General features: G+C 33.7%; 15 protein-coding genes. 6 read left to right on the top strand and 9 right to left on the bottom strand.

What is annotated here, in order from left to right; all coding sequences use genetic code 11:
* The first annotated feature begins 25 nt into the window (after nucleotides 1-25).
* From ACN5J3_RS04335 to ACN5J3_RS04310, 6 genes are all read left to right on the top strand, one after another.
* Complete coding sequence (locus tag ACN5J3_RS04335) at nucleotides 26-823, top strand: carboxypeptidase-like regulatory domain-containing protein (RefSeq protein ID WP_418510895.1); 798 nt, start codon at nucleotides 26-28, stop codon at nucleotides 821-823.
* On the top strand, nucleotides 810-1,604 hold the full coding sequence (locus ACN5J3_RS04330; RefSeq protein ID WP_418510894.1) for a hypothetical protein: 795 nt from the start codon (nucleotides 810-812) through the stop codon (nucleotides 1,602-1,604). Before ACN5J3_RS04335 ends, ACN5J3_RS04330 begins: the two co-directional genes overlap by 14 nt.
* A gap of 41 nt (nucleotides 1,605-1,645) precedes the next feature.
* Nucleotides 1,646-2,362 (top strand): hypothetical protein, encoded by a 717-nt coding sequence (locus ACN5J3_RS04325; protein WP_418508427.1) that lies wholly within the window; start codon nucleotides 1,646-1,648, stop codon nucleotides 2,360-2,362.
* 71 nt (nucleotides 2,363-2,433) lie between these two features.
* Nucleotides 2,434-2,937, top strand: coding sequence for a DUF6702 family protein (locus ACN5J3_RS04320; RefSeq protein WP_418510893.1), 504 nt, complete (start codon nucleotides 2,434-2,436; stop codon nucleotides 2,935-2,937).
* Between the two features lie 64 nt (nucleotides 2,938-3,001).
* Nucleotides 3,002-5,314, top strand: coding sequence for a M1 family metallopeptidase (locus ACN5J3_RS04315; RefSeq protein ID WP_417290270.1), 2,313 nt, complete (start codon nucleotides 3,002-3,004; stop codon nucleotides 5,312-5,314).
* Between the two features lie 93 nt (nucleotides 5,315-5,407).
* Entirely contained in the window at nucleotides 5,408-5,683 is a 276-nt protein-coding gene (locus ACN5J3_RS04310) for a Sec-independent protein translocase subunit TatA/TatB (protein WP_344725981.1), read from the top strand.
* A 53-nt stretch (nucleotides 5,684-5,736) separates the two neighbouring features.
* Here ACN5J3_RS04310 and ACN5J3_RS04305 read toward each other — a convergent pair whose 3' ends face one another.
* From ACN5J3_RS04305 to kynU, 9 genes are all read right to left on the bottom strand, one after another.
* Entirely contained in the window at nucleotides 5,737-6,378 is a 642-nt protein-coding gene (locus ACN5J3_RS04305; RefSeq protein ID WP_417290269.1) for an O-methyltransferase, read from the bottom strand.
* Nucleotides 6,378-7,466: an amidohydrolase family protein gene (locus ACN5J3_RS04300; protein WP_418508426.1), complete on the bottom strand. Its 1,089-nt coding sequence runs from the start codon at nucleotides 7,464-7,466 to the stop codon at nucleotides 6,378-6,380. Before ACN5J3_RS04300 ends, ACN5J3_RS04305 begins: the two co-directional genes overlap by 1 nt.
* Nucleotides 7,467-7,508: 42 nt before the next feature.
* Complete coding sequence (locus tag ACN5J3_RS04295; protein WP_418510892.1) at nucleotides 7,509-8,030, bottom strand: 3-hydroxyanthranilate 3,4-dioxygenase; 522 nt, start codon at nucleotides 8,028-8,030, stop codon at nucleotides 7,509-7,511.
* 92 nt (nucleotides 8,031-8,122) lie between these two features.
* Nucleotides 8,123-8,905, bottom strand: a complete 783-nt coding sequence (locus tag ACN5J3_RS04290; RefSeq protein ID WP_417290266.1) for an SDR family oxidoreductase — start codon at nucleotides 8,903-8,905, stop codon at nucleotides 8,123-8,125.
* 40 nt (nucleotides 8,906-8,945) lie between these two features.
* Complete coding sequence (locus tag ACN5J3_RS04285) at nucleotides 8,946-10,388, bottom strand: aldehyde dehydrogenase (protein WP_418510891.1); 1,443 nt, start codon at nucleotides 10,386-10,388, stop codon at nucleotides 8,946-8,948.
* 47 nt (nucleotides 10,389-10,435) lie between these two features.
* On the bottom strand, nucleotides 10,436-10,846 hold the full coding sequence (locus ACN5J3_RS04280; RefSeq protein ID WP_418510890.1) for a RidA family protein: 411 nt from the start codon (nucleotides 10,844-10,846) through the stop codon (nucleotides 10,436-10,438).
* Nucleotides 10,847-10,848: 2 nt separating this feature from the next.
* Entirely contained in the window at nucleotides 10,849-12,249 is a 1,401-nt protein-coding gene (locus tag ACN5J3_RS04275) for an FAD-dependent oxidoreductase (protein ID WP_418510889.1), read from the bottom strand.
* Between the two features lie 27 nt (nucleotides 12,250-12,276).
* On the bottom strand, nucleotides 12,277-12,627 hold the full coding sequence (locus ACN5J3_RS04270; RefSeq protein WP_418510888.1) for a hypothetical protein: 351 nt from the start codon (nucleotides 12,625-12,627) through the stop codon (nucleotides 12,277-12,279).
* Nucleotides 12,628-12,631: 4 nt separating this feature from the next.
* The gene (gene kynU, locus ACN5J3_RS04265) at nucleotides 12,632-13,897 is read right to left on the bottom strand and encodes a kynureninase (protein ID WP_418510887.1); all 1,266 of its coding nucleotides are present in this window, start codon (nucleotides 13,895-13,897) and stop codon (nucleotides 12,632-12,634) included.
* Nucleotides 13,898-14,046: the final 149 nt, after the last annotated feature.

Genomic DNA, 14,046 nt, shown 5'->3' with positions numbered 1-14,046 from the left:
CTTTATCACACCAAAAAAAACTAACTTGAAACCAAAATTACTCTTTATTTTTTTTAGTGCTATTACATGGTCTTTTTATTCTCAAAATGTTAGTCGAATTGAAATTGAAGGTAAAATTATAGCAAAAGCAAATGAAGTTGAAAGCGTTACTGTGTTCAACTCATCATCTAATAAAGGAACATTTGCTGACGAAAACGGAAATTTTAAGCTAAAAGTGGCTTTGCATGATAGAATACAAATTTCAGCATTGCAATTTAAAACCGTGACTGTTATAATTGATGATGAGATTATAGCCTCAAAAAAACTAGCTGTTTTTTTGACAGAACAAATAAACGCGCTTGATGAGGTGCTTATTTTACCATCAGGGTTAACAGGAAGCCTAGAAGTAGATGTTGATAGCGTAAAGCTTATCAGCCCTATAGTTATGGATTTTGGAGATATTAAAAAATATGAGTTTCCTATAGATCATCTTACAAAAGCCGATAATACAATAACTAGGCAAGGACAATTTTATAATGGGATAAATTTTGCTGAAATACTCGGAATAAATAGGTGGTTAAATAAACGTAGAAGAAGACCAAGTTATGAAGAGCTTGACGCTGAGCAAGAAAGAAAAACATATGATTTATCTCAAAAATACTCTTCAGAATATATTCAAGAAAACTTTAAGATTCCATCAGATAAGATTCAAGCGTTTTATGATTATATTTATAAAAATGGATTTAATGTTAAACTATTAAACAAGGAAAATGAGTTGGAGTTAATGGAGTTTTTATTGCAAAAAAGTAAATCATTTTTAAAACAAACAGATGCAAAAAATTAGTTTTATTATTTGCTTATTTAGTTTGCAATTTTTTCAAGCTCAAACCATAGAGCTACAAGGAAAAGTGCTAACAAGTCTAGATGCAGAGAACATTCATGTTTACAATAAAACTTTAAAAAAATATGCCATTACAAATAAGTTGGGCGTATTTAATATCACCGTAAAACTTAATGATACACTTGTTATCTCTTCTGTTCAGCATGAATTAAAATCATTTTCTGTTGATGAAACTATGATGTTAGAAAAAACACTAGTTATAGCTTTAGAACCACTGTTAAATAATTTAGATGAGGTTGTTGTAGGTAAAGTACTCACAGGTAATATGCTTTTAGATGTTGGAAATGTAGATGGCGAACCGGTTACGTCAAAATCATTAGGTATTCCAAGTTATCAAGGTAAGCCCAAAACGCAATCGCAACGTCTACTATCTGAAGCAGCAGATTTTAATCCAAAGTTAGGAGGTTCTTTAGGAGGATTAGGTGTTACAGTATCTATTCAGCCTATTTTAAACGCTATATCAGGTCGTACAAAAAAGTTGAAAAATCGCGTTGTTTTAGAAGAGAGAGAAATTATTATGTATCGTATTAAATCACGATTATCTAAAGATTTGTTTGCTACCAATACTCTCAATGAAAATAAGGTTATGGAATTCTTTTTTTTCGTTTCTGAAGAAGCAGATTTTTTAAGTCGTACTAAAGGAAAAACCGATGTAGAAGTTTTATCTTATTTAGAAGAGCGATTACATGTTTTTAAAACTAACCTAAATCAGAAAGGTCAATGAAACAATTTTCACTTATATTTTTACTACTTGTTTTTTTAAGTATGAAATTTTCATACGCGCAAACTATTGATTTACATGGTAAAGTACTTACAAATTTAGATGTAGAAAACATTCATGTGGTAAATAAAACTTCAAAGAAATATGCAATTACTAATGAGTTGGGTGAGTTTAATATTGCGGTAAAACGCTATGATACGTTAGTTGTTTCTTCAATTCAGCACAAATTAGAATCTTTTGTAGTTGATGACACTATGATAGAACAAAAAACCATAGTGGTAGCACTAGAACCTTCTGTAAACAATCTAGATGAAGTTGTTGTAGGGAAAGTACTTTCAGGAGATATGCTAATGGATATTCAAAATGTAGAAGGAACGCCTGTTACTGCCAAATCTTTAGGTATTCCTAGTTATCAAGGTAAGCCTAAAACACAAGCTCAGCGGTTACTTCAGGAGGCAACATCTGGAGGCGGTATTATTCCGCTTAACCCAATCATAAACGCCATAACTGGACGTACAAAAAAACTAAAACTGTATGTTGAGTTAGAGAAAAAAGAAATCTTAATGTACCGTATCAAATCTAGATTAGAAGACGATTTGTTTAGTTCCTACACATTAGATGAAGATCACATTATGGACTATTTTTATTTTGTCTCTGAAGATGAAAATTTCCTTGAACGCTGTAGTGACAAAAACGATATTTTGATATTAGAATTTCTTGTTGAGAAACTTGAAGAGTATAAACAAAATTTGAAGGATTAAGAAAACAATTAACACCAGCTGTTGCTTTTTTAATTATCATATAACGTATTTTTACAGCATTATAAATAATTATGAAAGCAATAAAAATTTTCTTAACAGTGTCCTTTTTAGCCTGTTTTGCATTTACATCTTCTCACAAGTATTACGTGAGTATCACACAAATAGAATATGTGAAAGAGCAAAAATCAGTTCAATTGATATCAAGAATATTTATTGATGATTTTGAAAGATTACTTCGCGAGCGTTATGATGAGACAATAACACTTTCAAAAAATAATGAGGCAAAAAATGCCCAATATTATATTGAGAAGTATTTAAAAGAAAAAATTCAAATACATATAAATGGGGCTGAAGTAGCACTAGAGTTTATTGGTAAAGAATATGAAAACGATATCATGTATTGCTACCTTGAGATAACTCAAGTGTCTGCTATAAAAACTTTTGAAATAAAAAATCATGTTTTGTATGACTTGTTTGACGATCAGCAAAACATAATAAGAACCAAAATTAACGGTAAAAACAAGAGTTTTGTACTCATAAAAGAAAATGATAAAGGTTTGTTAAACTTTAAATAAAAAAACTACAAAATCTTAAAAAATCGTTAATTTTCAACCTAATTTTTTGTAACTAAATATCACTATGAAAAAAGTAAAGTATCTTTTTCTTTCGGTTTTGTTTGTGTCGGCAGGAATGTTTGCCCAAGAACAAGATCAAGAAAAGCCAGAGCGTAAGCCAGGTCATACAAACAACAACAAGTTTAAGCAATTGTATGATGAGTTTTCTACACCAAACATGTTCAGAACGGCTTCTGGAGCACCAGGACCAGCTTATTATCAGCAACAAGCAGATTATAAAATGGATATCAATCTAGATGATAAGAATGCCAAAATATCTGGTTTTGAAACGATAACTTATACCAATAATTCTCCAGATCAACTAAAATACCTTTGGGTACAGTTAGATCAAAATATGCGTGCTAAAGACTCTCAAACACCATTAATTCAAGGTAGTGGAGTTGCGCCAGCACAACAATTAGGTAGTTTTACATCTAGTTATATGTCTGATGGTTTTGACGGAGGTTTTAAAATTGAAGCAGTAACAGATACTAATGGTAAAGCTTTACCGCACATGATAAACCGCACTATGATGCGTGTTGAGTTGCCTAAACCAATTAAAACCGGAGAAAAGTTTTCATTTTCTATAAAGTGGTGGTATAACATTAACGATTACGTAAACATGGGTGGTCGTTCAGGTTATGAATACTTTCCAAAAGATGGCAATAGAAACTATATTATAGCACAGTTCTATCCAAGAATGGCTGTATATAATGATGTAGAAGGATGGCAAAACTCTCAATTTTGGGGACGTGATGAATTTGCATTACCATTTGGTAATTTTGAAGTAAATATTACTGTACCAGCAGATCATATTCTTGATGCAACAGGACAACTTACTAACCGTAAAGATGTTTTTTCTAGTGAGATGATGAAGCGTTATGAAAAAGCCAAAAAATCTTACGATAAACCTGTGATGATTGTTACTCAAAAAGAAGCAGAAAAAGCAGAAAAAGGATTTTCTAATGACACAAAAACATGGAAGTTTTACGCTGAAAATGTTCGTGATTTTGGATTTGCATCATCAAGAAAATACATTTGGGATATGATGGCTGTAAAAATAGGAGATAAAGACGTTATGGCAGTATCTATGTATCCTAAAGAAGGAAACCCACTATGGGAAGAATGGTCTACGTATGCTGTTGCAAGTACTTTAAAATCATATTCTAGAATGACGTTTGATTACCCTTATCATAAAGCTATTTCTGTTCACGCAAAGCAGCAAGGTATGGAGTATCCAATGATTTGTTTTAACTATGGTCGTCCTGACGAAAACGGAAAATATAGCGACAGAATAAAATACGGAATGATTAGCGTAATTATTCATGAAGTAGGACATAACTTCTTTCCAATGATTGTAAATAGTGATGAGCGTCAATGGACATGGATGGATGAAGGATTAAATACATTTGTTCAATATGTAGCAGAACAAGATTTTGGAAAATGGTATCCAGCAGCATTATCAGAAGGAGATGAAACGTATCCATCACGTCGTGGACCTGCGGCTAAAATTGTTCCTTACATGGGTGGAGATCAAGATTACATAGCTCCAATAATGACAAAAGGCTTAAACACATATCAGTTTGGTAACAATGCTTATGGTAAGCCAGGAACAGCATTAAATATTTTAAGAGAAACTGTAATGGGACCAGAATTGTTTGATTATGCTTTTAGAGAGTATGCACAACGCTGGATGTTTAAACACCCAACACCAGAAGATTTCTTTAGAACAATGGAAGATGCATCTGCATTTGATTTAGATTGGTTTTGGAGAGGTTGGTTCTACACAACAGACTATGTTGATATAGGTGTTAAAGAGGTGAAAAAATATTACGTATCATCTGAACCTAATGAAGAAGTTAAAGAAATGGTTAAAAAGCGTGGTATGAAAATGAGTGATTTACCACCGCTAGTTTATATGGTAGAAGAAGGAAGTGATGAGTTTAAAGAAAGCATGAAAAAAGGAACGCTTCTGGAAAAATCACCAACACTTAAAGAGTATGTGATGGATAATTTTACTGCCGAAGAGCGTAAAAACTTAAAAGAGCCTAACTATTTTTATAATGTTACTTTTGAAAAGCCAGGTGGTTTAGTAATGCCTATAATTGTAGAGTATACTTATGCAGATGGAACTTCTAAAACAGAAAAGTATCCAGCTCAAATTTGGAGACTAAACGATAAAGAAGTTTCTAAAGCTGTCGCTTCTGATAAGGAAATTGTTAAAATAACAGTAGATCCTAATTTAGAAACAGCCGATGTAGATACATCTAATAACTCTTGGCCAAAAGAAGCACAACAAAGCAAATTTGATGAGTTTAAAAATGGTGTTAAAAACTAATAACCGTTAAATATCATTTAAAAAGCCAACTTTCTAGTTGGCTTTTTTTATTCTCATTAAACAACTCACTATATTTGCACAGTGATACCACAAATGATATATCTGTTTATAGGAACCACCGAAGTCATGTTTATACTATTTATAGTAGTTATGGTGTTTGGTGCTGATAAAATCCCTGAAATAGCCAGAGGATTAGGAAAAGGCATGCGTATGCTTCGTGATGCCTCAAACGACATAAAGTCTGAAATTACAAAGAGTGCTGAAAATAGTGGTATTGATACTAGCGTAACAAAAGACATTCAAGACGAATTAAATAAAGTAAAAGACGATTTAGAGGAGTTTACAGGTTCTGTTCGAAGAAAAATGTAAGTTTTTCAATAAACGCCGTTACTTTAATTTAAGTATACCTAATAAATTTAAACCTACACTTTTCGGCTTATAGTCAAGCCATCACGAATAGGTAATAGTACAGTCTCAATTCGAGTATCTTCTTTAAGTAATTTATTGTAGTCTAAAAGAGTTTGGGTAGATGTGTCATCCTTTTTTACCTTATCTAGTATTTTTCCACTCCATAAAACATTATCAGATAAAATAACGCCACCTGTATTTAGTTTGTCAATAATAACATGAAAATAATTCACATAGTTAGGCTTATCGGCATCAATAAAAACCAAATCAAACGTTTTATCTAATTCAGGAATAATATCTAAAGCACTACCTAGATGTTGATGTATTTGATGCCCATAATCAGATTTGTCAAAATAACTACGTTGAAAATCTACCAACTCCTCATTAATATCTATAGTATGTAGCTCGCCATCACGTTGCATACCTTCGGCAAGACATAGTGCAGAATATCCTGTGTAAGTGCCTATTTCTAATATGTTTTTAGGGTTTATTAATTTAGAAATGATACTTAAAACACGTCCTTGATAATGCCCGCTTAACATGCGAGGCTGTAATATTTTTTGATACGTTTCGCGGGTTAACTGTTGTAGTAACTCTGGTTCGTTTTCAGAATGTGCAACAACGTAATTGTCTAGTTCGTCAGATAAAAAATGCATTAGCCTAAAATTCTATTTATAAGTTTTTGTTTAGCTGCTTCATCATTACCACAAAGCCATTGTATCACATTATCTTCCCAAATAGCATCACGCTCATTTTCATTAATAATATTGCGTTCTATAGCCAAATCCAAAATTTTACCTGGGTATGATGATTGTTTAGCACTTTCCATTTCTCCTAGAGGATAAGGATCATCAAGTCCCATTAAAACTTGTTTTGATGTTTGATTTTTTATTAGTAATTGCAAACCTCCAGTATCATGAACCAATGTGTCAAAAAAGATGTTAGGATGCGCCACGGCTTTTCTAGGATGGCTTTTACCTTCAAATAAATCTGGACGCCCATCAAAACCTTGAATACGACGACCTAAATTAATTTGTGCTAGTTGTCCACCATGTGCAAAACACGTACGCATATTAGGGTATTTATCTTGATATCCGTTTAAGGTTAAAAAGTGATAAGCATCTGCACATTGAGCCAACATCCAGATTAAGTGAAAACGCCATGATGTGTTTTCTAATTTGATGAATTTTTCACCATCATAAGGATGAATTTCTACGGCCAAATTGTATTTGTTAGCCAATTCAAAAATAGGCTCATTTTCTTCATCAAAAATACAGCGCCACGTGCCTATGGTATCCATGTAGTGCGTAGGTAAGCAAAGTAACTGTAAACCTAATTCTTCTACACAGCGTTCAATCTCCCAACAAGCACCACGAACAAAACCAGGATGCACCACAAACCCAGACGTAAATTTATTAGGGTTTTCATGCTGTATTTTAGCATTAAAATCATTTTGAAAACGCAAGGCTTGTTTCATTTCTTCTACACGCAAACCATTACCATACAACTGCGAAAGGTTTAAAACCACAGCATGATCTATTTTAAAACGCTCCATCCAAGCTAGCTTTTCATTTAAAAAGAAGCTAGAATCGGTTATAGGGCGGTTCCAATCTTTTTGAAGCATGAATTTTCGGTCTTTGTCAACCCAAAAAATACCTTTGTCTTTCATAAACTGTGGTATTTCTTCTGGATATGGTAATAAGTGAGAATGACCGTTAATACGTAGTTTGCGTTTTTGTTCCATAGCGTTTTCTAAAAAAAGTAGAAATCTTTTAAGGTTAGTAGCTTATTTTTTTGGTGGTTGCATTATGTGTCCACAATTATTGCACGTACGTTTTTCTTCATCACTGTAATATTTGTCAAAAATTACAGGCATATCGGTTTCTATATTATCTAATGGAAATTCTTCGCGATATAATAATGAGTTACAACTTTCACAATACCATTCTAAAGCATCGTTCACGCCTTCATCACGCGGATATTCTATAACAAGTCCTACTGTATCAGCTTTTCGTTGAGGAGAGTGCGGCACTTTAGGTGGTAATAAGTAAATATCACCTTCCTTAATATGAACATCTTTAGGTTTACCGTTGTTCATAATTTTAAGAACCATATCACCTTCAACTTGATAGAAAAATTCTGGAGTTTCATTATAGTGATAATCCTTTCGGCTATTTGGGCCACCAACAACCATTACAATATAATCACCATTAGGCCATACACATTTATTGCCAACTGGCGGTTTAAGCAAATGTCTATTTTCTTCAATCCATTGCTTAAAATTTAAAGGAGATACTAAATTGCTCATATTATTGTTTTTTTGGCGTGCCCCTTTCAGGGTCGGGCTTTACGCGCTACATGGTAGCTAGCTTCAATCCCTCACGCAGATTTTTTATAAAGTTACAAAGATTTTGTACGACCGCCATCAACAGGAAGATTAATTCCGTTAATGTAGCTGGCACATTCACTCGCTAAAAATGTAATAGCATATGCTAACTCTTCAGGCTTGGCAAAACGTTTTGCAGGAACCGCTTGTTTCATTGCATTAGCAGATTCTTCTTCACTATTACCTGTTTTAGCAGATTTGTTTTTTATAATTTCTGTTAAACGTTCAGTGCCCGTTGCTCCAGGAAGTACATTGTTTACGGTAATACCAAATTGTCCTAGCTCATTTGCAAGCGTTTTACTCCAGTTTGCTACAGCACCACGAATTGTGTTGCTTACGCCAAGTCCGTCAAGTGGTTGCTTTACTGATGTAGAAATAACATTAATTATACGCCCAAAACCTTCAGCTTTCATATAAGGAACAACAGCTTGCGCTAATACGTGGTTGCACTTTAAATGTTGTGTAAAAGCATTTTCAAATTCTTCAAGTTTGGCGTTAAAAACTGGACCACCAGCAGGACCACCTGTGTTGTTTACTAAAATATGAAACCCATGGTTTTTAGTGATAAAATCAGTGATTTTTTCTTGTAAATCTTCAGGGTTTGAAAAATCAGCTACTATATAACTGTGGTTTCTATGACTTGGTAGCTCGGCTAAAACAGCTTTTAATTTGTCTTCATTTCTTGCAATCAGGGTAACATTAGCGCCCTCGTTTGCCAATGATAAAGCAGTGGCTTTTCCAATTCCAGCAGTACTACCACAAACAAGTGCGTTTTTGTTGTTTATATTTAGATTCATAATTGTTTAAGTTGTTTTTGTTTTAAGTGTTTTTTATGACTTAATATTTAATGCATACATTTTTAGGTTCAGTAAAAAATCGTAAGGCTTCAAATCCGCCTTCACGACCTACGCCACTTGCTTTTACGCCACCAAAAGGTGTTCTTAAATCACGCATTAACCATGTGTTTACCCAAACTATTCCTGCGTGTATTTGACTACTTAAACGCATAGTACGTTTTAAGTTGTTAGTCCATAAAGTTGCAGATAAGCCATACTTTACTTTGTTAGCCATTTGTAAGACTTCGTCTTCTGTTTTAAAAGGCATAATGGTTACTATAGGTCCAAAAATTTCTTCTTGGTTTACACGACATTCATCTGATGTGACTTCTATAACAGTAGGCTCTAAATAGTAGCCATTTTCGTAACCTGAAACAGTAACCTCGTTTCCTCCGCATAAAACAGTGCCGCCTTCTTTTTTTGCAATATCAATGTAGCTTCTTACTTTTTCAAGATGAGGTTTTGAGACTAAAGCTCCGATATTAGTTGTGCTTTCAGAAGGATGTCCTACTTTAAGTTGTTTTACTTTCTCTACAAAATCTACTTTAAATTTTTCATAAATAGCTTGTTCTACAAAAATTCTACTTCCACATAAGCAGATTTGTCCTTGGTTAGCAAAAGATGAACGAACAGATGTGGCTAGCATATCTTCATAATCACAATCTGCAAAAATGATGTTTGGGTTTTTTCCACCTAGCTCCAACGACAGTTTTTTAAACATAGGAGCTGCTACTTTAGCAATATGAGCTCCTGTTGCAGTGCCTCCTGTAAACGAAATAGCCTTGATGTCTGGATGTTCTATTATGGCTTGTCCTGTGGTAGTACCTAAACCATGAACGATGTTTAATACGCCTTTTGGTAAGCCGGCATCATTACAAATTTTGCCTAATAAATAAGCCGTCATAGGAGTGACTTCACTTGGTTTAGCAACTACGCAATTTCCAGCGGCTAGCGCAGGAACGATTTTCCAAGTAAATAGATATAGTGGCAGATTCCATGGCGAAATACAACCTACAACGCCAATAGGTTGGCGTAATGTATAATTTATAGCATTTTGTCCTGCACTTTCATGGCTTTCGCTAGCAAATTGAGTGATTGCATTTCCAAAAAAGCGAAAGTTACTAGATGCTCTTGGGATATCTATAGCTTTTGCAAGACTGATAGGTTTGCCATTGTCTTTGCTTTCTGCTTGTGCTAGCTCATCTAAATGAGCTTCAATGCCTTCAGAGATTTTAAGGAGTATGCGACTACGTTCTTCTAAAGTGGTTTGAGACCAGCTAGGAAAAGCAGACTTTGCGGCTATATAAGCATTTTCAACATCGTCTTTTGAAGAATTAGGGATTTGTCCATAAACGTTACCATTTGATGGGTTGTAATTATCTATCCAATCATTTGATATTGGATTGTGAAAATTTCCGTTTATGTAGTTTTTGATGTTTTCCATTTTTGTTCTTCTGAAATTGATTCCGCATTAAGTACGGAATGACAAGTCTATACGTTTTTCTTATATGCCATTACCTTAATCTCAACCAATAAGTCCGGATGAGGTAATTGGTGTACGGCAACTGTAGTACGAGTAGGCCCTGTTGCTTTCTCAAAAAAATCAGCATAAGCTTTGTTATAACCAGCAAAATCATTCATGTTTACTAAAAAGGTTGTAACGTCTACAACATCTTTAAGACTAGCGCCTACAGTTTTAAGATTTTTGTCAATATTTTTTAAAACCTCTCTGGTTTGCACTTCAATGTCTAGCACTTTGGTGTTCATTTCGTCTATTAACTCGACACCAGCAATAGTGTTATCAGCTTTTCTGGAGCTTGTTCCAGATACAAAAATAAAATCGCCCACAACTTTTACATGTGGGTAAGCGCCTCTTGGTGTTACATTAGTTCCTGCGTTCATAATTATGATTTCAAACCAGCAATCCTGTCATCTTCAAGGATGTTTTCGGTTTCAGTTTTTACTTTTTCTAAATTTAATTTTAAATCGTCGTTTATGTTTAGTTTTCCATCAGCTAACATATTTAGAATCGCTTTGTCTTGAGCGCGACCTTTTAGCATAGCTTCTCTATAACCAACATCTTCGTTAAAGGTTACTAGCGAATATTTTGAAGAATAGTCATGTGGAAACTCTTTTTCTAAAGCCATTTCTAAACTGCGTTTTTCTCTAAAATTAGCATGATTTACATGGCCTTTCATTTCGTGAAAGTTATCAATGGCTAAATCAGCTATGGCGTCTGTATCTTGTTTTCTAGAAGTCTCATAGGCTTTAAAAACAGCTTCCCAATCATCATGCTCTTGATCTAATATTTTATCAAATTCTACTACATCTTCAAAAGAAGCATTCATACCTTGTCCGTAAAAAGGTACAATAGCATGAGCTGCATCTCCCATTAAAAGCGTATTTCCTTTATAATGCCAAGGAGAACATTTTACAGTGCCAAGAGGTGCTGTTGGATTCTCAAAGAAATCGTCAACAAGGTTTGGCATAAGTTCTAATGCGTCTTTAAAATATTTTTCAAAGAACTCTAATACGCGCTCTTTTGTGGTTAGGTTGTTAAAGTTATATTCACCTTCATCAAAGCTTAAAAATAGCGTTACTGTAAAGCTGCCATCAAGATTTGGTAATGCGATAAGCATAAAAGACTCACGTCCCCAAATATGAAGTGCGTTTTTATAGGTTTTATAGCTGCCATTTTCACCTGGAAGAATGCTTAACTCTTTGTAGCCATGTGTTAGGTAATCTTGAGAGAAACTAAATAGGAACTTTTTGCCTAAATAATAGCTTTTGCGTAAGGCAGAGCCAGCGCCATCAGTACCTATTATAATATCAGCATCTTCAATAAATTCTTTGTTAGTATCGTAATCTTTAAAAGTTGCTGTTGTTTTTTCAAAATCTACAGCTTTACATTTTTTATTAAAATGAATAGTAACATTTTTATGCTGCTCGGCTTCGTTAAGAAGTAAGGCATTTAACTCACCTCTAGAAATAGAGTTTATATATTCGTGTTCGCGACCACTGTAAGGTGCCAAAGTTGTATTGCCTTCTATATCGTGAAGCATACGACCATTCATAGGGATACAAAGCGGTTCTACTTTATCTTGAATGCCTACAAGGTTCATAGCTTTGATGCCTCTATCTGAAAAAGCAAGGTTTATAGAACGACCTGCAGATATATCTACTTTACGTAAGTCTGGACGCATTTCATAAACTGTAACATTGTAACCACGTTGACCTAATCGTAAAGCGAGTAGTGAACCACATAAACCTGCGCCAATGATGATGATATTTTGTTTTTTGTTCATTTTTTTATTTCTATACCTAATGAATTGCTATATGTTTTTTTCAAGTGTTGTTTTTATCTCTTGAATTTCTTGATAAGACAATCTAATTTTTTTTAAATTAATAAATTCTTCTTTATTGTCTAGGTTTATGCACGAAATAGTGTCTTTTATAGCATTAAATTTTAGAGTTGAAAAATCATTAAAAAACACACGCTTAATAAGATTGTTTTTAATGATGTATTCTATTTTTTTATTAGTGATTGTAAGTGAGTCTTGCCCTAGATTTAAGCCAAAAGAAAGTAATCCTAAAATGTGATACTCTAAAAAACCAATATCAGATTTCTTTGTTATTTTTAGAATTATTTGTTCTCTATCTATGTTAGAGTTGACTGTTTTCATTCACTTATATCAGTTCTTTTAGTTTTTCAACAGTTTTATACACATCCTCATAGCTGTTGTATAAAGGAACAGGTGCACAGCGAATTACATCTGGTTCACGCCAATCACTAATGACACCAGCTTCCGTTAATTTTTTATGTAAATTTTTATCAGCATTTTTAACTTGAATAGAAAGCTGACAACCACGCTCTTTTGGGCTTTCAGGTGTGATGATACGAATAGTATCTTCTCCTAATTGTTTTAAAAGAAACTCAAAATACCCTGTGATTTTTTTAGATTTTTCAGTTAACACTTCCATGCCAACTTCAGCAAAAATATCTAATGAAGCACGAATGGCAGCTAATGATAAAATAGGAGGGTTGCTTAATTGCCAACCTTCAGCGCCAGGTAGTACATCAAATTCATGACGCATATTAAATCGAGTTTGTTTATTATGACTCCACCAGCCAGTAAATCGGTTTAGGGATTTATCATGAGCATGACGTTCATGAACAAAAGCACCGGCCAAACTTCCAGGTCCGGAATTTAAATATTTGTAAGTACACCAAATAGCAAAATCAGCGCCTGAATCATGAAGATTAAGTTGTACATTTCCAGCGCCATGAGCACAATCAAAACCAACCATACAGCCGTGTTTATGACCTAGTTGCGTAATGCGTTTCATGTCAAAAAATTGTCCTGTGTAATAATTGGTATTTCCTATCATTATTAAAGCAATCTCATCACCATGTTCCTCAACAATGCTTTCTAAATCTTCATAATGATATAGCTCTTCACCTTCTCTAGGTTTCCATAATATTAAACCTGCTTTATCATCAAAGCCATGATGACGTAATTGAGACTCTACAGCATATTTATCACTAGGAAAAGCATCAGCTTCAATAACTATTTTATAGCGTTTTGATGTTGGTTTATAAAAGGAAACCATCATAAAATGCAAATTAGCAGTTAAGGTGTTCATTGTAACCACTTCAATAGGTTTTGCTCCAACAACTTTTGCCATGTTTTCGGTTAAAAATTCATGGTAAGGTAGCCATGGGTTTTTTGCATCTGTATGGCCTTCTACACCAAGATTTGCCCAATCTTTTAGTTCTTGATCAATATATGATTTGGTGGTTTTAGGTTGTAGTCCTAATGAGTTTCCACATAGATAAATCATCTCATTTCCATCTTTATCTTTAGGAATAAGAAATTTATCGCGATACGTTTTTAAAGGATCGTTTTGGTCAAGTTTTTTAGCAAAATCAAGACCGGTTTTATAGTCAGACAATGTGTGTTGTTTTTCGGTTTCCTACAAAAATAAGAATTATAGGTAAGGAATAACATCTTATTATATATATAATTTTAGGTGGTCTTTTTTGAATTTTCTTAAAAGAAAAAGCGCTTTAACCATTGATTAAAGCGCTTTCTGAATATATA

It is taken from the genome of Corallibacter sp., assembly GCF_048381695.1.
Classification (GTDB): domain Bacteria; phylum Bacteroidota; class Bacteroidia; order Flavobacteriales; family Flavobacteriaceae; genus Corallibacter; species Corallibacter vietnamensis.
This window is presented reverse-complemented; position numbering and strand designations above follow the sequence as displayed.

Bases quoted from the DNA above. Each gene is read 5' to 3' on its own strand.
- ACN5J3_RS04285 (WP_418510891.1), bottom strand. From the start codon at position 10,388: ATGGAAAACATCAAAAACTACATAAACGGAAATTTTCACAATCCAATA.
- ACN5J3_RS04290 (WP_417290266.1), bottom strand. From the start codon at position 8,905: ATGAATCTAAATATAAACAACAAAAACGCACTTGTTTGTGGTAGTACT.
- ACN5J3_RS04295 (WP_418510892.1), bottom strand. From the start codon at position 8,030: ATGAGCAATTTAGTATCTCCTTTAAATTTTAAGCAATGGATTGAAGAA.
- ACN5J3_RS04300 (WP_418508426.1), bottom strand. From the start codon at position 7,466: ATGGAACAAAAACGCAAACTACGTATTAACGGTCATTCTCACTTATTA.
- ACN5J3_RS04280 (WP_418510890.1), bottom strand. From the start codon at position 10,846: ATGAACGCAGGAACTAATGTAACACCAAGAGGCGCTTACCCACATGTA.
- ACN5J3_RS04305 (WP_417290269.1), bottom strand. From the start codon at position 6,378: ATGCATTTTTTATCTGACGAACTAGACAATTACGTTGTTGCACATTCT.
- ACN5J3_RS04315 (WP_417290270.1), top strand. From the start codon at position 3,002: ATGAAAAAAGTAAAGTATCTTTTTCTTTCGGTTTTGTTTGTGTCGGCA.
- ACN5J3_RS04320 (WP_418510893.1), top strand. From the start codon at position 2,434: ATGAAAGCAATAAAAATTTTCTTAACAGTGTCCTTTTTAGCCTGTTTT.
- ACN5J3_RS04275 (WP_418510889.1), bottom strand. From the start codon at position 12,249: ATGAACAAAAAACAAAATATCATCATCATTGGCGCAGGTTTATGTGGT.
- ACN5J3_RS04270 (WP_418510888.1), bottom strand. From the start codon at position 12,627: ATGAAAACAGTCAACTCTAACATAGATAGAGAACAAATAATTCTAAAA.
- ACN5J3_RS04310 (WP_344725981.1), top strand. From the start codon at position 5,408: ATGATATATCTGTTTATAGGAACCACCGAAGTCATGTTTATACTATTT.
- ACN5J3_RS04330 (WP_418510894.1), top strand. From the start codon at position 810: ATGCAAAAAATTAGTTTTATTATTTGCTTATTTAGTTTGCAATTTTTT.
- ACN5J3_RS04325 (WP_418508427.1), top strand. From the start codon at position 1,646: ATGAAATTTTCATACGCGCAAACTATTGATTTACATGGTAAAGTACTT.